This is a genomic window from Pseudoalteromonas sp. NFXS53, from assembly GCF_056629255.1.
The window spans coordinates 131,347-149,436 of record NZ_JBWVBR010000001.1 but is presented as its reverse complement, the minus strand read 5'-3'; the positions used below and the strand labels follow the sequence as shown (position 1 = coordinate 149,436).

At 39.5% G+C, this 18,090-nt stretch carries 17 protein-coding genes; 9 read left to right on the top strand and 8 right to left on the bottom strand.

The window, feature by feature from the left end; translation table 11 throughout:
• Positions 1 to 53: 53 nt before the first annotated feature.
• From rnd to AC1HJP_RS00610, 3 genes are all read right to left on the bottom strand, one after another.
• Positions 54 to 1,181, bottom strand: a complete 1,128-nt coding sequence (gene rnd / locus AC1HJP_RS00620; RefSeq protein WP_480359680.1) for a ribonuclease D — start codon at positions 1,179 to 1,181, stop codon at positions 54 to 56.
• A 53-nt stretch (positions 1,182 to 1,234) separates the two neighbouring features.
• Positions 1,235 to 2,887 (bottom strand): long-chain-fatty-acid--CoA ligase FadD, encoded by a 1,653-nt coding sequence (gene fadD / locus AC1HJP_RS00615; RefSeq protein ID WP_480359679.1) that lies wholly within the window; start codon positions 2,885 to 2,887, stop codon positions 1,235 to 1,237.
• Between the two features lie 118 nt (positions 2,888 to 3,005).
• Positions 3,006 to 3,878: an alpha/beta hydrolase gene (locus tag AC1HJP_RS00610; RefSeq protein WP_480359678.1), complete on the bottom strand. Its 873-nt coding sequence runs from the start codon at positions 3,876 to 3,878 to the stop codon at positions 3,006 to 3,008.
• Positions 3,879 to 4,035: 157 nt separating this feature from the next.
• Between AC1HJP_RS00610 and AC1HJP_RS00605 the strand changes: the two genes are divergently transcribed.
• The gene (locus AC1HJP_RS00605) at positions 4,036 to 5,334 is read left to right on the top strand and encodes an alkaline phosphatase (RefSeq protein ID WP_480359677.1); all 1,299 of its coding nucleotides are present in this window, start codon (positions 4,036 to 4,038) and stop codon (positions 5,332 to 5,334) included.
• Between the two features lie 68 nt (positions 5,335 to 5,402).
• Here the strand turns inward: AC1HJP_RS00605 and AC1HJP_RS00600 are convergent, their stop codons facing one another.
• From AC1HJP_RS00600 to AC1HJP_RS00585, 4 genes are all read right to left on the bottom strand, one after another.
• Positions 5,403 to 5,744 carry a hypothetical protein gene (locus AC1HJP_RS00600; RefSeq protein ID WP_480359676.1) on the bottom strand — a complete coding sequence of 114 codons (342 nt, stop codon included), beginning with the start codon at positions 5,742 to 5,744 and terminating at the stop codon, positions 5,403 to 5,405.
• Between the two features lie 11 nt (positions 5,745 to 5,755).
• Positions 5,756 to 6,448 (bottom strand): tRNA (adenosine(37)-N6)-threonylcarbamoyltransferase complex dimerization subunit type 1 TsaB, encoded by a 693-nt coding sequence (gene tsaB / locus AC1HJP_RS00595; RefSeq protein WP_480359674.1) that lies wholly within the window; start codon positions 6,446 to 6,448, stop codon positions 5,756 to 5,758.
• Position 6,449: 1 nt separating this feature from the next.
• A complete protein-coding gene (gene yoaA, locus AC1HJP_RS00590) occupies positions 6,450 to 8,360 on the bottom strand; it encodes a DNA repair helicase YoaA (protein WP_480359673.1) in 1,911 nt (636 codons plus the stop codon).
• Between the two features lie 84 nt (positions 8,361 to 8,444).
• The gene (locus AC1HJP_RS00585) at positions 8,445 to 8,672 is read right to left on the bottom strand and encodes a hypothetical protein (protein WP_480359672.1); all 228 of its coding nucleotides are present in this window, start codon (positions 8,670 to 8,672) and stop codon (positions 8,445 to 8,447) included.
• 314 nt (positions 8,673 to 8,986) lie between these two features.
• On the opposite strand from AC1HJP_RS00585, the gene hisG reads away from it, so the two are divergent.
• From hisG to hisIE, 8 genes are read left to right on the top strand one after another with little or no spacing between them, the layout of a single operon-like run.
• Positions 8,987 to 9,886, top strand: coding sequence for an ATP phosphoribosyltransferase (hisG, locus tag AC1HJP_RS00580; protein WP_058032502.1), 900 nt, complete (start codon positions 8,987 to 8,989; stop codon positions 9,884 to 9,886).
• Positions 9,887 to 9,891: 5 nt separating this feature from the next.
• Positions 9,892 to 11,181, top strand: a complete 1,290-nt coding sequence (gene hisD, locus AC1HJP_RS00575) for a histidinol dehydrogenase (RefSeq protein ID WP_480359670.1) — start codon at positions 9,892 to 9,894, stop codon at positions 11,179 to 11,181.
• Positions 11,182 to 12,237, top strand: coding sequence for a histidinol-phosphate transaminase (hisC, locus tag AC1HJP_RS00570; protein WP_480359668.1), 1,056 nt, complete (start codon positions 11,182 to 11,184; stop codon positions 12,235 to 12,237).
• Between the two features lie 16 nt (positions 12,238 to 12,253).
• A complete protein-coding gene (gene hisB / locus AC1HJP_RS00565; protein WP_404396821.1) occupies positions 12,254 to 13,315 on the top strand; it encodes a bifunctional histidinol-phosphatase/imidazoleglycerol-phosphate dehydratase HisB in 1,062 nt (353 codons plus the stop codon).
• Positions 13,312 to 13,902 carry an imidazole glycerol phosphate synthase subunit HisH gene (gene hisH, locus AC1HJP_RS00560; protein ID WP_480359666.1) on the top strand — a complete coding sequence of 197 codons (591 nt, stop codon included), beginning with the start codon at positions 13,312 to 13,314 and terminating at the stop codon, positions 13,900 to 13,902. The genes hisB and hisH overlap by 4 nt, the downstream gene beginning before the upstream one ends.
• 12 nt (positions 13,903 to 13,914) lie before the next feature.
• Positions 13,915 to 14,649, top strand: coding sequence for a 1-(5-phosphoribosyl)-5-[(5-phosphoribosylamino)methylideneamino] imidazole-4-carboxamide isomerase (locus AC1HJP_RS00555; RefSeq protein WP_480359665.1), 735 nt, complete (start codon positions 13,915 to 13,917; stop codon positions 14,647 to 14,649).
• Positions 14,631 to 15,410, top strand: a complete 780-nt coding sequence (gene hisF / locus AC1HJP_RS00550) for an imidazole glycerol phosphate synthase subunit HisF (protein WP_138479413.1) — start codon at positions 14,631 to 14,633, stop codon at positions 15,408 to 15,410. Before AC1HJP_RS00555 ends, hisF begins: the two co-directional genes overlap by 19 nt.
• Positions 15,401 to 16,012: a bifunctional phosphoribosyl-AMP cyclohydrolase/phosphoribosyl-ATP diphosphatase HisIE gene (gene hisIE, locus AC1HJP_RS00545; protein WP_480359664.1), complete on the top strand. Its 612-nt coding sequence runs from the start codon at positions 15,401 to 15,403 to the stop codon at positions 16,010 to 16,012. Before hisF ends, hisIE begins: the two co-directional genes overlap by 10 nt.
• A gap of 243 nt (positions 16,013 to 16,255) precedes the next feature.
• Here the strand turns inward: hisIE and AC1HJP_RS00540 are convergent, their stop codons facing one another.
• Positions 16,256 to 18,049, bottom strand: coding sequence for a M61 family metallopeptidase (locus tag AC1HJP_RS00540; protein ID WP_480359663.1), 1,794 nt, complete (start codon positions 18,047 to 18,049; stop codon positions 16,256 to 16,258).
• Positions 18,050 to 18,090 lie beyond the last annotated feature (41 nt).

Below are 18,090 nucleotides of genomic sequence, written 5' to 3'. Positions count from 1 at the left end.
AAAAGCCTAGGTTCAAACCTAGGCTTTTTTTTACAGTAGACTTAACCTAAGTTTTACTGCCATTCAGATAACACATCCTGTAAATATTCCCAGCGCCACGATTTCAATAAGTCAGGTTTAAGCAATAGCCTTCTGGTCTCATCATCGTGCTTCCATTTCCAACTTATCAATTGATTGATTTGTTTTTTTGATGCAAAAACATCTGCTGGAATATCAGTTTCCATTGCTACTTTTTTAATTTGGTTTGAAATTTCTTTCGCTGCTTTCTTGTATTGAGGATAGTCTATTAAACGCAACAACTTCTCAGGACAGCTTTCAATATCTATAGACTTCCCCTGCTCTATAGCGTTTAGGATCTCTTTACCTGAACGATTCACTTCCATTTGCTCAACACCAGGTACATTGCGTAAAGAAGATAAGTTAGTCGGTCTACGTTTTGCAATCTCAACCATATTTTGTTCTTTTAAAACAAAATTTAATGCCAAATTTTTATTTTTTGCTTTTCTACGGCGCCAAGGCGCTAATACTTGCAATGTCGCTAAATCTCGAGGCTTCAGTTGCCAAGCGTTTTTAATATCTTGATAAAGTAACTCATCTGGTAACTCGTAAGACCGCTTTTCAATAATTAACTGACTTTCTTCTAGTACAATATTAATTAAGTGCTTATCTGAAATTTGTTTATAAATTTCATGAAAACAGGGTAATAAATGAAAAACATCACTGGCAGCATAATCTAGTTGCTTACTAGTTAAAGGGCGTTGCAACCAATTTGTTCTAGACTCACTTTTATCAATGTCTATTTCAAGGATTTGTTTAACCATATTGGCGAAACCGACACAATTTCCTTCACCTAATAACTGCAGAGCAAACTGGGTATCGAACATTGGTGTTGGTACAAACCCTGCAAAGTTATTAAAAACTTCAATGTCTTCTGAGGGCGAATGTAACACTTTAAGAATATCGTCAGACTTTAGAATTTGCCAAAATGATGAAAAGTCCAAATCCACAAGTGGGTCGATCAACGCAAGACTTTGCCCATCATAAACTTGGATTAGTGCGACTTCAGGGTATAAAGTGCGACGGCGCATAAACTCTGTATCTAGCGCTAATAACTTTGCATTGGCGATTGCTGCTACAAATTCATTTAATTGTTGTTGCTCTGTAATGACTTGGTACTGCACTTCCACTCCTAAGCACAAATGGGTTAAAAAAAACCGGCTTTCGCCGGTTTTTATCAATCTTTTAAAGCACGTCTCAAAATCTTTCCGACGTTAGTTTTAGGTAACTCATCTCGGAACTCGACTAGTTTAGGCACTTTATAATTGGTTAAATTATCTCGACAATGCGCGATTATATCTTTTTCTGTTAAAGAAGGGTCTTTTTTAACAATAAATACTTTAACTTGTTCACCACTCACTTCATGAGGAACACCAATTGCTGCTACTTCTAGCACATCATCATGCATGGCAACAATTTCTTCGATCTCATTAGGGAAAACGTTAAAGCCCGAAACTAAAATCATGTCTTTTTTACGGTCAACGATATAGAAGAAACCTTCATCATCGTATGTTGCAATATCACCAGTCGCAAACCAACCATCTTTAAGGCATTCAGCGGTTGCTTCAGGACGATTATAATAACCTTGCATTACCTGAGGACCTTTAACGCAAAGCTCTCCAGCTTCACCTTTAGGAGCTTCTTCACCGTTTTCAAGAACGATTTTCAATTCAGTACTCGGCGCAGGTAATCCAATAGAACCATTGTAGCCATCAAGATCGTAAGGGCAAATTGTTACAAGCGGTGCACACTCAGTAAGTCCGTAGCCTTCCATTAGCTTACTCTTGGTTACTGCCTGCCACTTTTCAGCCACAGGTCGCTGAACCGCCATGCCACCACCTAATGACATTTTAAGGTTTGAGAAGTCTAACTCTGCAAACCCTGGTGTATTTAATAGACCATTAAATAAAGTGTTTACACCAGTAATTGCTGTAAACGGATATTTCGAAAGCTCTTTAACAAAACCGGGCATATCACGCGGGTTTGTTATAAGTATATTATGACCACCGTACTTCATGAAAGTTAAGCAGTTCGCCGTTAATGCGAAGATGTGGTAAAGCGGAAGTGCCGTAATGACAACTTCTTTGCCTTTATCTAGTACATTATCTAGACAACCTGACACTTGTTCAAGGTTACCGACCATATTCCCATGAGAAAGCATAGCCCCTTTCGATACACCTGTTGTACCACCTGTGTATTGCAAGAATGCAAGGTCATCTCTGTGAATTTCAGGTTTTTTATATGTTCTATGATCAGCTGTTACAACATCATTAAATGCAATTGCATTTGGTAATGAAAAAGGCGGCACCATTTTCTTTACACGTTTAACAACAAAATTCACTAAGTGCTTTTTAACTCCGCCTAACATATCGCCGATTTGAGTTAAAACAACATGTTGTACGTTTGTTTTACCAATCACGCTTTCAAGTGTATGCGCAAAGTTAGCCAAAATGAAAATCGCTTTGGCTTCTGAATCATTTAGCTGATGTTCAAGCTCTCGAGCTGTATAAAGCGGGTTTACATTTACAACTGTACAACCAGCTCTTAATACACCGAGAATACTAATTGGTGTTTGTAATAAGTTAGGCATCATTACGGCAACTTTATCACCTCGGCCCAAACCTAAAGTATTTTGCAGATAACTCGCAACAGCTTTTGTTGCAATATCAATCTGTTGATATGTCATGGTTTTAGACATATTGCTGTACGCAGGTAAAGAAGCGTACTGAGTAAAACTTTCATCAAATAATTCAAGCAGTGAGTTGTAATGCTCTGGATCAATTGTTTCAGGCATACCTTTTGGGTAGCGCTTTAACCAAATTTTATCCACAGTAACTCCTCGTTTATCGTTCTTATTTTAATCTTAACCTTAATCTATCTAAGGCACTTTAACAATTGAGCAAAAGCTCTAATTTATCGATATTCCCATATTTTTCGACAATGTACAATCAAGTTTCATTATATGCGTCGAAATGAAATGAAATGCTTTGTAAAGTTTCACTGGCGTTTTCCATATGGCAATGATGACTACCATTAATTAATTCCACCTTTAACTGAGTAAAACACTTTTCAAAAACCTTAAGCTGCTGCTCAATCATTGGATACCCATCAGATGCTTTTAGAAACAGAGTTGGTACTTCGATATTTTCTAAACAAGCCATGGCCTGTGCTGCTGAAAATCTAAACCCTGAATGTTGTTTAAGCCTTGGGTCCGTTGTAAGTTTTACACCTTCTGGGAATATTTCAACATTTCGGCGCATCAGTAATGCAGCATTGTCATACTCTAAATCAGACACTTTAAGTCTTGCTGCAACCACTTCTTCAAAGTTTGAAAATAATTTGGTATTGCTTTGCTGTTGAGCTTTGCTTCTTTGTCTAAAAGCGTTTATTAATTGCTGTTTTGACTCACTTGGTTTCGTGGTCACAATACCAATGCCATCAATTAAAGCCATTGCTAAGACGTTGCTTGGGTAACAAGCTGCAAATAAATTACAGATCATTGCCCCCATGGAATGGCCGACCAACATAACTTTTTCACATCGCAATTTTTCTAATAACAATTTCAGATCATAAACATAATCAATAAAATAGTAGTGCGCATCATTGCTTCTCCACTGAGAACCTCCATGGCCTGGTAAATCAATTGCAATCCAAGTGAAGTTTTTATCCTCATCAACAAATTCGAGCATAGGCTTGAAACTATCACTATTGTCTAACCAACCATGTAAACAAATTACAAGCTGCTCACCTTGTCCATAAATTTGACCAGACAAGCCAATTTCTTTTAGCACATCTAACGTATTTTTTTTGTCACTAGTCATATTTTAATTATTTAATCGTATTTGAACTGGTAATATCTTCTCTTCACTTAAAAATAAAAGCAAAAGAATTCATCTACATCCTGATATTTATATTTTTAAAGATTTCTTAATATCAAATTTGTAGAAAAGTTTTACACGGGAATTTAAAGGAACACATATGAAATACGCGATGAGCGCATTAACAGCATCGTGCTTAATGGCATTTGGTAGTCATGCATTAGCTACCGAAGCACCAAAGAATATTATTTACATGATTGGTGATGGTATGGGCCCCGCTTTTACCACTGCATATCGATATTATTCAGACAATCCAAACACCAAAGTAGTAGAACCCACTATATTTGACCAAATCCTTGTTGGTATGGCGCACACCTACCCTGACGATGATACTTATGTCACCGACAGTGCAGCAGGTGCGACAGCCCTTAGTACTGCAACAAAAACCTATAATGGTGCAATTGCGGTCGATACACATAAGAAACCTTTAAAAACCATGCTTCAAGTGGCAAAAGAAAAAGGCATGCGTACTGGTTTGGTATCAACTTCACAAATAAACCATGCAACACCTGCAAGTTTTGCAGCGCATAATGAATCTCGTCGTAACTATGATGAGATCGCTGATGATTACTTCGACGTAAAAATTGCAGGAAAGCTACCCGTCGATTTAATGCTTGGTGGTGGCGTGCAATATTTTAAGCGCAGCGACAGAAACTTAATTAAAGAGTTTGAAAAAGCGGGCTATCAATATACTTCTGAGTGGAACAAATTAAATCAAATTGAACAATTACCAGCGCTGGGGCTATTTGCCGACAAAGCGTTTCCTCACGCAATAGATGAGAATCCAAACCGCTTAGAAAAAATGATTTATAAATCATTAGATTTGATTTCTAAAAACAATGATAAAGGTTTCTTCATCATGTTAGAAGGCAGCCAAATTGATTGGTGCGGTCACGCAAATGATATTGCATGTGCAATGAAAGAAATGCATGACTTTGCAAAATCAATTGAAATTGCCAAAGCGTATGTTGACCAAAACCCCGACACGTTATTAGTTGTAACCGCCGACCATTCTACGGGCGGTTTAACCCTAGGTGCGAATGGTAAATATACTTGGTTACCTGATGAGGTGAAAAAAGTAAACTCGTCTGTTATGACAATAACCAAGTCACTACTTGAAGCTGATGATTTAAAAACAGCTTGGTCTCAACATACAAGTTTAGTGCTTAGTAAAGACGATTTAGCTTCTCTGTCAAAAGCTAAAAAAGACGGTGATGAAGCGCTTTATAAGGCCATCAATAAAGTCATTAATACAGCTACTTATACTGGCTGGACGACAAGTGGTCATACTGCAATAGATGTACAAGTATTTGCTTATGGCAAAGGCTATGAGCAATTTATCGGGTCACAGAACAACACCCAAATTGCAGAAAAACTAATTCACTTTATCGAAAAGTAATTTATTGAGCAGTGATTTATATAGCAATAATCAGTAGTAAAAAGCCAGAACATTAATCTGGCTTTTTATTATTCACACTTTCCGAAAGGTAAGCTTATAGGGACTTCAAATTTAACTTTTTGAACAATTCCAGACTCTTCTCCGCTTTTAAAATCTCCTTTCGCAGAGAAAACAGCTAACTTAGCCCCTGCACCAGAAGTTGAACCACTGCTTTCTTTTACTTGTAAACTAACTTCAAACTTTACTGTCTGATTAGGGTTTTCTGGAGTAGAATCACAGTAGAATTGGGAATATCCATTTAATTCACCTGGGTTTATAATTCCGTTATATTTTCGAACCTCATGGGCTGCTTCAGACACTCCTTTAGTAATTTGAACTAAAGTTGTTTTTATATATTCATCTAATTCCATTTTATTTCAGTCTACTCTCTACCTGGTAATTTCTTCCATGTCACCGTATCTCTAACATAGTGCGGCTGCGCATCGGCTGCTTGTACAGTGTTACCTTTTTCAAACTCAACTTCTGCAATTTTTAGCATGTATGCTGCATCAGGTAAGGTGATTTCTGAGATGACATCTAAATTTAAATCGCTCGCTTGCTCAGCATAAGGTTCCCACGCGCTTCCTACCGCAGTTAAGCTTTTAATCGACTCAGGTAAATCAGTTGGCGCACACACCACTTCATTTTCATCAATGCTTAATTCAGCGAGCCCTTTTTCAGATTTACGATACTGTGCGAAATAAATCTCACCCATTCTTGCATCGATACCCGTAACGACAGACTCAACTTGTTTTTCGTCAATGGCTTGCTGTGCCATTGCTTGAAGCGTAGAGACTCCCACTAGCGGTAAATTTGCACCGTAAGCCAACCCCTGTGCGATTGCGACACTAATACGAACACCGGTAAAACTACCTGGTCCGCGACCAAATACAATGCCATCTAAATCTTGTAACTTACAGCCTGCTTCGTCTAATAACTCAGAAACTAAGGGCAACACTTTTTGACTATGTTGCTGAGGACAAACTTCAAAATGTTTAACTATTTGACCATTAAATTGAATGGCAATGCTTAGCGCTTCAGTTGAAGCATCTAACGCTAAAAGGTTATAACTCATATTATTCTATGTTCTCTAAAAACTGTAATGCGCTTTGAAAATCTCTTGTGCGGCGCATATTAGGTAAGCTTTGTAAAAATGTCTGCCCATATTTTCGCGTAACTAGACGGTTATCGCAAATGACAAGTACACCTTTATCACTGTGATCTCGAATTAAGCGACCGACACCTTGCTTAAGGTTAATGATTGCTTGAGGTAATTGAATATCTTCAAAAGGCTCACCACCGGTTAATTCACAATCTTTCATTCTCGCTTGTAATAATGGGTCGTCAGGTGATGTAAAAGGCAATTTATCAATTAACACACAACTGAGTGCGTCGCCTCGAACATCAACCCCTTCCCAAAAAGAGGCCGTTCCCATTAATACGGCATTCCCGTGACGTATAAACTGTTCAAGAATGATCCGCTTGGACGATTGACCCTGCATAAACACAGGATATTCAGTAGCAGTACTTAATCCTTCGTACACTAAGTGCATAACTCGGTAACTGGTGAAAAGTAAAAATGTTCGTCCCTTTGCCGCTTTAATTAGTTCTTTTGCTAGTTTTACCAAGCTATGTGGCATCATATCATCACTGGTTTCGGGCAAATATCTAGGCATACATAAAACCGCCTGATTTTCATAATCGAACGGACTTTCGACCAATAATTGATGTTTAGGTTTTAAGCCCAAGCTCTTATTAAAATGATCTAACGAATCATTTACTGACAAGGTCGCTGACGCGAACGTAAAACTCGCTTGGGTACGCTCTATAATTTCTTTGAATTTATTTGCGACGTTTAGAGGTGTGATATTGATTGTTAAGAAACGACGCGTTGTCTCGTACCAATAGCTGTAACCCGTTTGTGTGGTGTCAAATGCACGCTCTAATTGATTTTTGAACTGCAATACCTTTTCGAATGGGTGCTCAATTTTGTCGCTTCTATCAAGGCAGAGTTTTAACACTTTATACAAGAAATCTAAATCTGAAATAACACGGTGCAACGCATCACAAATGGTTTTGCTGGTTAGAGATTCTCGCCAATCTCCTCGAGAACTTTCACCTGCAAAAGCGAGTCGCAGATCGGCAACCGCCGTTTCTAACTTATTGAGTGTATTACCCAATTGCAACATGTCTGGAATATCAGAGCGGTAGATTAAACGCAGATCGTTGATTAATGCCACCAGCTGTTTGGTACTTATACTGTCACCAAAGTAATCACTGGCAATTTCGGGAATTTGGTGCGCTTCATCAAAAATATAATTATCAGCGTCAGGCATAAGTTCAGCAAAGCCAGAGTCTTTCACCGCCATATCAGCAAAAAATAAGTGATGATTGATCACCACAATATCTGCTTCCATCGCTTTAACACGTGCTTTTCTTATATAGCATTCAGCGTAATCAGGACACTCCCTGCCTAAACAGTTATCCGCCGTTGAGTTTACATAAGGTAATACTTTGGCATCTTCTTCAATACCAACACAATCGGCTAAATCACCCGTATTAGTTTGAGAGGCAAACTTTGCAACCATGGCAAGTTGATGCATCACATCAGGGTCATCGGTTGGAACATGGGCAACATGCTGCTCAAGTCGATAGGTACATAGATAATTTGCACGCCCCTTTAACAGGGCAACTTTTCTACCTTTATTCAATATTTTAGCAAGTTGTGGCAAATCTCGATGATAAAGCTGTTCTTGTAGTGCTTTAGAGCCAGTGGTTATGATCGACTTTTTATCGCTGAGTAACACAGGAATTAAATAAGCGAATGTTTTACCCGTACCTGTTCCTGCTTCGACCACACATTGAGATTTATTTTCTATTGCGGCATGCACCATCTCAGCCATATCAATTTGTGGCTGTCTTGGTTTATATCCAGGAATATTTAAAGCTAAAGGACCTGATTCTGAAAAAAGCGTTTTAATTTGCAAGAAGTGACTACAGCAGTGTTTTTTGCAATTGTACGGTTTAGTGTCTAGTTGAGCAACCGACTGTAAGCAAACATGATTAAGATGTTACGCCCACACATCTAAATGTTTACCATCTTCCTCGTCGTTTTCATTTTGTTTTTGCTTTTTGTTGCTAGATTGCTCGTTGAGTTTTCTTTTTGCGTCTTCTTTTTTGGCCTTATCGAGTTTTACTTTTTCAACTTTATTATCAACAACACCTGCAACATAGAAAGTCGGCTTATGCGAAACTTCAAGTCTAATTATGTTAGTTAACAAGGGCTTAAATACATCCATTATATCCTCCTACAAGCTTGTACCTACTTCTTATTATCGACCGTTATAATTTATACTTTAAAAAATCCAAAATTTTAGTTGCACTGAAACCGTAAAATATGTTCTTCTAAATACGTTATCAAAATTGATTAAGAGAATTTACATGTTTATTACACTGACAACTATTCATCATCACCATCATACACCCGAATAGCCTGTCAGGTATTTCGCTGGTGGGTTATTCCTAAAAGGAACCTCCCGGCGATTCAACTCAGAATTTATATCGCCCCGAGGTTCCCTCGGGGTTTTTCGTTTTAGAACAAAGGATATAAATTATGAGTACTAACAATCGTTTAAGAATCGCAATTCAAAAATCAGGCAGACTTTCAAAAGATTGCCAAGAACTTCTCAAGCAACTAGGTGTTAAATTAAACCTACGTGAACAGCGTCTAATTGCACACTCAACCAATATGCCTATCGATGTTTTACGTGTTCGTGATGACGATATTCCAGGTCTTGTAATGGACGGTGTATGTGACCTAGGTATCGTTGGTGAAAACGTACTTGAAGAAACTCAAGCGGAGCGCCAGAGCCTAAACCAATATTCTGAAGTACTAAAGCTGTCTAAGTTAGATTTTGGTTATTGCCGCCTTGCACTTGCATGGCCACAAGAACTTGGTCCACAAGATAAGTCTTGGTTTGAAGGCAAGCGTATTGCAACAACTTACCCTGAAATTCTAAAAGGCTACCTAAAACGAGAAGGTATTAATGCAAGTGCGGTGATGCTAACTGGCTCTGTAGAAGTCGCTCCTCGTGCTGGACTTGCTGATGCAATCTGTGATCTCGTTTCTACTGGCGCAACACTTGAAGCAAACGGCTTAATGCAAGGTGATACTATTCTTGAATCAAATGCATGCCTTATTCAAAACCCAAAACTGAACGATGAAGATAAGCTTGCACTAATCAATAAATTAATGCCGCGCTTAAAAGGTGTTAAACAAGCCAAAGAAAGCAAGTACATCATGCTACACGCACCTAAAGCAAAATTAACAGAAGTATGTGAACTACTGCCTGGTACTGGTCAACCTACCCTATTATCACTTGCTGGCTCTGACGATTATGTGGCGCTACACATGGTAAGTAGCGAGACATTATTCTGGGAAACCATGGAAGAGTTAAAAGCGCTTGGTGCAAACTCTATTCTCGTTATGCCAATTGAAAAAATGATGGAGTAACGACTGTGTTTAAGTGGAATGAGGGTTCTCAATCAGCACAGGCTGCAATTTTAGAAAGACCTGCAGTTACAGCCAGTGAGTCTATTGAGAAGCAAACACAAGCGATTATTGATGATGTCATTGCAAACGGTGACAACGCATTACTTGAGTTTGCTAAAAAGTTCGACAAACGTGAACAACCTCGTTTACGTGTGCCGAGCGAAGAAATAGTGCAAAGTGAACGCTTGCTTGAACCGTCTTTAAAACAAGCCATTGATTTAGCTTATAGCAACATCAAAGCGTTTCACCAACAGCAACAACCGGTGTCTAAAAAGATTGAAACCGCACCGGGCGTGGTGTGTGAATTAAAATTTGAAGCCATCGATGCTATCGGTCTTTATGTACCTGGTGGCAGTGCGCCACTGCCTTCTTCTGTTTTAATGCAAGGCGTGTGTGCACAGCTATCAGGCGCAACAACTGTAGTTTTAGCAACGCCAGTGAATGGTAATGAACGCATCCACCCTGCCATTTTATATGCAGCTAAACTTTGCGGGATCACCACTATCATCGAAAGTGGTGGCGCAGGTGTTATCGCTGCTATGGCCTATGGCACTGAGTCAGTCCCTAAGGTAAACAAAGTATTCGGCCCAGGTAATAGCTATGTGACCATGGCAAAACAACTGCTTAGTCAGTCTGTTCCTGGGTTTGCGATTGATATGCCAGCTGGTCCTTCTGAGGTTATGGTCATTGCAGATGAGCGCGCGAACCCGGCTTTTATCGCTGCTGATTTACTCTCACAAGCAGAGCACGGTCGAGACTCTCAAGTGCTGCTTGTATGTAATAGTGAAAAAATCATTGCCCAAACACAGCAGCAAATTGAGCTTCAGCTTGAAACCTTATCTCGCGCTGATATCGCACGTGCAGCGCTAGATAACAGTGCCTTGATATTAGTCGATGACATGGCACAGGCGTTTGACGTTTCGGCCAAATATGGTCCTGAACACCTTATTCTACAAATTGACCAAGCCGACCAATATGTCGGGTTAGTTAAAAATGCAGGCTCAGTGTTTGTTGGTGATTACACGCCTGAGTCTGCGGGGGACTATGCCTCTGGCACAAATCACGTATTACCAACTTATGGCTACAGTAAAGTCTACTCAAGTCTTAATTTAATGGACTTCTATAGAACATATACTGTGCAAAGTATTACCCCTTCGGGTTTAGTGAATTTAAGCAAAGCGATTTTGCCGCTTGCTGATGCAGAAGGATTAGACGCACACGCCAATGCCGTTAAAGTGCGTTTGGAGAATTTGTAAATGAGTGATGTGATCACCACGCTGTTACCAAAGAACATCAATGAGCTAAAAGCGTATAGCTCAGCTAAAAGCATGAAACTATCGGGCTCAACTTGGTTAAATGCCAATGAAAGCCCGTATGCTAAAACTTTTGATGTAAGTCTAGATAACTTAAACCGTTATCCTGATCCACAACCGCAAGCAGTGATTGATGCATACGCTGATTATGCAGGCGTAAGCGAAGAAAATGTATTAATGACTCGCGGTGCTGACGAAGGAATAGAGCTTTTAGTGAGAACATTCTGCGAGCCGGGCAAAGATTCAATCAGCATTTTTGCACCGACTTACGGCATGTATAAAGTCACGGCTGATACACATAATGTCGCATTGAATGTATTGAGCCAAGAGCAACTCATTAATGACGATAAAACTACAATTTGCGAAGCGTGTGCGCAATCAAAACTGGTCTTTATCTGTAATCCAAATAATCCAACCGGTGCAATTTTACCTGTTGAAAAAATCGCTGAAATTGCGGATGAATTGTCTGGTAAGGCCATTGTTGTAGTAGACGAAGCTTATATTGAATTTTGTGAAGCATATTCTTCTGTCAGTCTATTACAAGATTTCAAAAATATCGTTGTCTTAAGAACACTTTCTAAGGCGTTTGCTTTAGCGGGTTTAAGAACGGGCTTCATGCTTTCTAACAGCGAGTTATTGAATGTTGTCAGAAAGGTCATCGCACCTTACCCGGTTTCGACTGTGGTTGCTGCGATTGCAGCACAAGCATTAAGTAAAGATGCCATCACCCAAGTAAAACGCCAAGTGCAAATTTTAAACACAGCAAAAGCTGAGCTTTCATTAGCACTTAAAAACAATAAGCAAGTAGCCGCTGTGTTAGACAGCTATGCAAACTTTGTCACTATCCGCCTAAAAGACAAAAAATCGATTGATGTAGCCATGCAATCAGGTTTGATCATGCGCCCATTTGTATTATTCAACCAAGATGATTGGATCAGAATTTCAATCGGCACAGAGCAAGAATTACAACAAGTCACCGACTGGCTAAATGGCCTCTAAGTAGTAAGGAATAAAAATGAGTCAACCATATCTATTTATCGACCGAGACGGCACATTAATTGATGAGCCAATCACGGATAAACAAGTCGACAGCCTAGAAAAGCTAGTACTACTGCCAAATGTTATTCCTGCGCTTTTACAACTTCAAGCCGCAGGTTACCGTTTAGTCATGGTATCTAACCAAGATGGCTTAGGCACTGATAGCTTCCCAACCGCTGACTTCGATATTGCACAAGACAAGATGATGGAAATTTTTTCATCACAAGGTATCAAGTTCGATGACGTTTTGATCTGCCCGCACTTCGATGAAGATAATTGTAATTGTCGAAAACCGAAAACGGGATTACTTACAGAATTAATGCGCTCAGGTAAAGTCGACCTTGCTAAATCTTTTGTCATTGGTGACCGTCAAACTGATTTAGGCCTTGCTGATAACTTATGTATTCAAGGTATTCTTTATGAAGGTGATTGGCCGCAAATTGTCACTCAGTTAACCACTCAGAATCGTGAAGCATCAGTAACTCGAAACACCAAAGAAACACAAATTGATGTTGCAGTTAATCTTGACCGAGGCGTAAGCGGAGAAATTTCTACAGGCTTAGGTTTCTTTGATCACATGTTGGATCAAATAAGAACCCACGCCAATATCTACCTTAATATTAAAGCCTCTGGCGACTTACACATAGACGAGCACCACTTGGTTGAAGACATCGGTATCGCGCTTGGCCAAGTTGTAAAACAAGCCCTTGGTACAAAAACGCAAATTAACCGATATGGCTTTGCGCTGCCAATGGATGAATGTAAAGCAGAATGTCAGATTGATTTATCGGGCCGCGCCTCATTTGTACTTAATGCGGATTTCTCCCGTGAAAAAGTCGGGGACTTAGATGTACAAATGGTTGAGCACTTCTTTAAATCGTTCTCTGATAATGCAGCTGTGAGTTTGATCTTATCTGTTTCTGAGGGTAATTGTCACCACCAAGTAGAAGGGTTATTTAAAGCTTTCTCAAGAGCATTACGTGTGGCAATCCAAAAAGATGCAAGCCAGTTAACAGCAAGCTCTAAGGGGTGTTTATGATAGCAATTATAAATACCGGCTGTGCCAATATAAACTCTGTGCGTTTTGCATTTGACCGTCTTGGTGCTAATCCTGAAATAATTACCGCTCCTGAACAACTAGCACAATTTGACAGAGCAATACTTCCTGGTGTTGGCCACGCGTCTGTTGCAATGAAGCGTTTACTTGATAATGGTTGGCAACAAGCCATCGATGAATATCAAAAACCATTAATGGGCATATGTTTAGGTATGCAGCTTTTGTGTGAGAAGACTTCAGAAGGTGACGTTGACTGCTTGAACAAGATCCAAGGTGCAGTTACGCAGCTAGAAGTAGGCAAGTTAACTGCACCACACATGGGCTGGAATAATTTAGGAATTGAAAAACCTCACGCGTTGACACAAGGGATCACTGCACAGGATCAAGTGTACTTTGTGCATAGCTTTGCTCACAGTGTAAACGACTACACTTTGGCATCTGGTGAATATGGTCAAGCCTTTTCTGCCATCGTCTGTAAAGACAACTACGCAGGTATGCAATTTCACCCTGAAAAAAGTGCACAAGTCGGCGCTAAGCTTTTAACAAACTTTTTAAATTGGAATGTATAGGCAGAGGTAAACATGATAATTCCAGCTTTAGATGTACTACAAAATCAAATTGTTCGCCTCTACCAAGGTAAATACGACACAGCCCAGTTCTATCCATTTGAATTAGGTGAACGTCTGCTTGCCTATCAGAACTCAGGCGCAGAAAAATTACATTTAGTAGATTTAGAAGGCGCTCGTGACCCGCAAAAGAAACAGTGGCAACAAATTCAAGCAGCAACAAAAGCATTAAACGTTCCTTACCAAGTCGGTGGCGGCGTACGCAGCTATGAAGATGTAAAACAATGGATTGAAGCTGGCGCGGCTCAAGTTGTTATTGGGTCAATGGCAGTAGATCAACAAACGCAAGTTGCAGAGTGGATCAAAGAGTTTGGCCCTGAAAAATTTGTCATTGCACTGGATGTGAACAAAACAGAATCTGGTTGGGCACCTGCAACACACGGTTGGTTAAGCGATGCCGACAAAGACCTATTCACCCTACTCGACTTTTATGTGGAATTAGGAGTTGTTGACTTTTTATGCACGGACATCAGTAAAGACGGTACAATGACTGGCCCCTCTTTTGCCCTATATGAAGAAATCGTTGCACACAATAACAGCATAAAGGTACAAGCCTCTGGTGGAGTGAGTTCATTAGACGACATTAAACGACTCGCTGAAATCGGTGTCGGCGGTGTCATTTTAGGTAAATCACTTCTTGATGGCGCTTTTACAGTTGAGGAGGCACTTGCATGTTATCAAAACGCATAATTCCTTGCCTTGATGTAAAAAATGGCCAAGTAGTAAAAGGCGTTAAGTTCAAAGGTCACGAAGTTGTCGGTGATATTCTTGAACTTGCCGAGCTTTACAGTAAAGCCGGTGCTGATGAGTTGGTTTTCTATGAAATTTCTGCCAGTGTTGAAAAACGTTTATTAGATGTCACTTGGGTAGAGCAAATCGCCCGCCACATCGATATTCCATTTTGTGTTGCTGGTGGCATCAAGTCTGTTGCTGATGCCGCTAAAGTACTTGAAAGTGGTGCTGATAAAATCAGTATCAACAGCCCTGCAATACACAGGCCTGAACTCATTAAAGAATTACACGATGAATTTGGTAAACAATGTGTTGTAGTTGGTATCGACAGTTTTTATGACGCAGAAACAGATCAATATCTTGTTTATCAGCTCACTGGCGATCCAAATGCGTCTTCAAGGACCCGTTATAAAACACAAGAATGGGTTAAACGTGTGCAAGATTTAGGCGCTGGTGAAATTGTATTAAACTGCATGAACCAAGACGGTGTGCGTAAGGGCTATGACAATAAACAGCTATCTGAAATAAGAGCGATTTGTGACGTGCCGCTTATCGCATCTGGCGGTGCAGGTACCATGCAAGACTTTGTAGATGTATTTGAGCAAAGCCAAGTTGACGGTGCTCTTGCAGCAAGCGTATTCCACAAAAACGTAATCGATATAAACGAACTTAAACAATACCTTACAAACAATGGAGTCGCAGCTAGATTATGCAACTAACCAAAGAAAACTTATCAAAACTTGATTTTAAAAAGTCCGATATGCTGCCTGCGATCATTCAAGATGCAGCAACCGGACAAATTCTGATGCAAGGCTTTATGGACCAAGCGGCCGTTGAAATGACCTTTGAGAAAGGTCTAGTCACCTTTTATTCTCGTTCTAAACAACGCTTGTGGACCAAAGGCGAAACTTCAGAAAACTATTTAGAGCTAGTGTCAGCTCACACTGACTGTGACTTCGACTCTATATTAGTGCTTGCCAACCCGAAAGGCCCCACCTGTCATTTAGGCACAACAAGTTGCTTTGGTGATGCAAAACCTGACTTAGCTTTTTTAGCTCAGCTTGAGAATGTTATTGTTGAACGTAAAGATGCAGATCCAGCATCGAGTTATACAGCGTCATTGTTTTCAAAAGACTTGAGCCGTAGTTGTCAAAAAGTGGGCGAAGAAGGTGTAGAAGTCGCACTAGCCGCAATGAAAAAAGACAATGAAGAACTGCTTAATGAGTCAGCTGACTTGCTTTATCACCTTACCGTTTTATTGCAACGTAGCGAGTTAAACTTAAAAGATGTGATTGATACACTTGAGCAGCGCCATAAGTAATTAACCTGAGCTTAGGTTAAATATCAAAAAAAAATAAAAAAGCCCAAGTTATAAAAAAATAACTTGGGCTTTTTTATTACTTTTAAAAATGAAAATTAATACCAATCCTCTTAATTAAGTGATCTATTTTGAGGCAAGTAAAACTTGTCGGTAGCAAGGCGAAAATTTTGCAATTTAGTTGTTCTAAATGAGAAATTTTCAACGAAGCTAACGTCAGTTTTAGTCCCTCTAAATGATTAAGTATTATTGAGGATTGGTATAAATTGCATTTGGATGTTCTACACCCGTCCATGCTTTATACAATTTAGCCTGACGTTCAGTCGGGGCCTTAACTGCTTTCACCTTTTTAGGTTTATCAAAGTCAGATGTAAGCTTTACTGTTGTTGTCATAAGTTGATGACGTCTAATAAAGCTCACAGTAACTTCTTGCTCTGGCTCAAACAAAGCCAGCGTCTCTTTTAATGACTTACGTACTTGACGTCCATCTAAAGCAACTAACTTATCTCCGGCTGTTAAACCACCTTGCCATGCAGAACTCTCTCTCGCTACATGATTTAAAATAAGTAGCTCGCCATTAGACTTAGCCATCACATCCAAACCAGCAACGGCTTTACTATTGTCTGGGCGTATATATTCTAAGCCAACAGTTGCAAGCATCGCATCAAAGTCAATACTCAGCGGTGATTCAACATTCTCTTTCCACCATGTTGAATAATCACGACCAGAAATTTGCTTTAGAATATTTTGAACATCTTGGCTATTAAAGCTTTTAGGTAATTTAAACTGTTTATATAGTTCTGAATGCACATCTCTATAACTTACTTTACCTTCACTCTTATCTAATAAGTCAATATCTAGTGCTAGTGACACTAATGACCCTTCTGAGTAAATATTAGTACTGAAGTTACGCCCATGGTCGCCACCTGCGTTGATCCACTTATCAAAACTGGTTTCAGCAGCAGACTGCACTTCTCTACCCGGCGTTTTTAAATGACGTGAAATTGTTTTATTCAGATCTTTATAAAACTCTTCATTGCTTGTTATGCCAGCGCTTAACAGTAAATAGTTTTCTAAATAACTGGTTGAACCTTCAGACAACCACAATAAATCAGAGTAATTTGGCGCGATGTAATCATATGGCACTAAACCAGCTGGACGATAGTTTTTTACATTCCAAGTATGGATAAACTCATGTGCGGCCGTTGCGATAAAACCGATGTAATCATCACGCTTAGCAAACGAATCTCTATGCCTTTGGATTATGGTCGAATTTAAATGCTCAGTCGCACCACGAGCACCGCTGGTCGCATGTACCATAAATACATAGCGTTCATACGGATAGTCATGCCAAATTAAACTACCTGTTTTAACGAGCTTTTTAAGATCAGAAAGCATTAATTCAACATCGTAATTACCCTCGCCCCAAATAACAAGTTCATATTTACGACCATCCACTTCAAATTCATATAAGTCGTTAATACCAGTTTCGATAGGAGAATCTAATAAAATATCGTAGTTATCCGCTTTAAAACTGTGCTTGTCATCAGCGAAATCCATCCCTGAGACTGAACGCCACCCTTTTGGTACATCTAGATCTACAGTTACTGGCTCTTGTCTAAATGAATCACTGAACATAAAAAAGCCTGATGCATCAATAAATGCGTGGCTATCATCAATATGACGAGAACGCATACCCAATTGATTAGCATAGACTTGGTATGAAATGTTGACTTCTGTTGGCTCATTTAAATGTACGCGCCATGTATTTTTATCAACCTTTTTCCATTGAAGATCTTCGCCGTTTGCACTTTTTGCATCAAAAAAACGAATACCATTGGCAAGGTCCAAAATTTCATAACGACCCGTTCGCCAATCAGGAAGATGCACATCTAAATGCGCTTGCGCTGTTTTAGGAAAAGTGACTTTAACATCACCTAGATGATGCGCAGGTTCATCTATCGATAATTTATATTCCACATCAGCAAGTGCAGGAAGAGCTGCAAAAGCAGCCAGAAGAGAGAGTGTAATTTTATTCATACTGATATTTATAATATTCATAGAAAAGTATAAGAAAAGAC

Coding starts and splice junctions, on each gene's coding strand:
- AC1HJP_RS00540 (WP_480359663.1), bottom strand. CDS start 18,049: ATGAATAAAATTACACTCTCTCTTCTGGCTGCTTTTGCAGCTCTTCCT.
- AC1HJP_RS00605 (WP_480359677.1), top strand. CDS start 4,036: ATGAAATACGCGATGAGCGCATTAACAGCATCGTGCTTAATGGCATTT.
- AC1HJP_RS00555 (WP_480359665.1), top strand. CDS start 13,915: ATGATAATTCCAGCTTTAGATGTACTACAAAATCAAATTGTTCGCCTC.
- hisG (WP_058032502.1), top strand. CDS start 8,987: ATGAGTACTAACAATCGTTTAAGAATCGCAATTCAAAAATCAGGCAGA.
- hisC (WP_480359668.1), top strand. CDS start 11,182: ATGAGTGATGTGATCACCACGCTGTTACCAAAGAACATCAATGAGCTA.
- hisB (WP_404396821.1), top strand. CDS start 12,254: ATGAGTCAACCATATCTATTTATCGACCGAGACGGCACATTAATTGAT.
- hisH (WP_480359666.1), top strand. CDS start 13,312: ATGATAGCAATTATAAATACCGGCTGTGCCAATATAAACTCTGTGCGT.
- AC1HJP_RS00600 (WP_480359676.1), bottom strand. CDS start 5,744: ATGGAATTAGATGAATATATAAAAACAACTTTAGTTCAAATTACTAAA.
- hisIE (WP_480359664.1), top strand. CDS start 15,401: ATGCAACTAACCAAAGAAAACTTATCAAAACTTGATTTTAAAAAGTCC.
- AC1HJP_RS00585 (WP_480359672.1), bottom strand. CDS start 8,672: ATGGATGTATTTAAGCCCTTGTTAACTAACATAATTAGACTTGAAGTT.
- hisF (WP_138479413.1), top strand. CDS start 14,631: ATGTTATCAAAACGCATAATTCCTTGCCTTGATGTAAAAAATGGCCAA.
- tsaB (WP_480359674.1), bottom strand. CDS start 6,448: ATGAGTTATAACCTTTTAGCGTTAGATGCTTCAACTGAAGCGCTAAGC.
- AC1HJP_RS00610 (WP_480359678.1), bottom strand. CDS start 3,878: ATGACTAGTGACAAAAAAAATACGTTAGATGTGCTAAAAGAAATTGGC.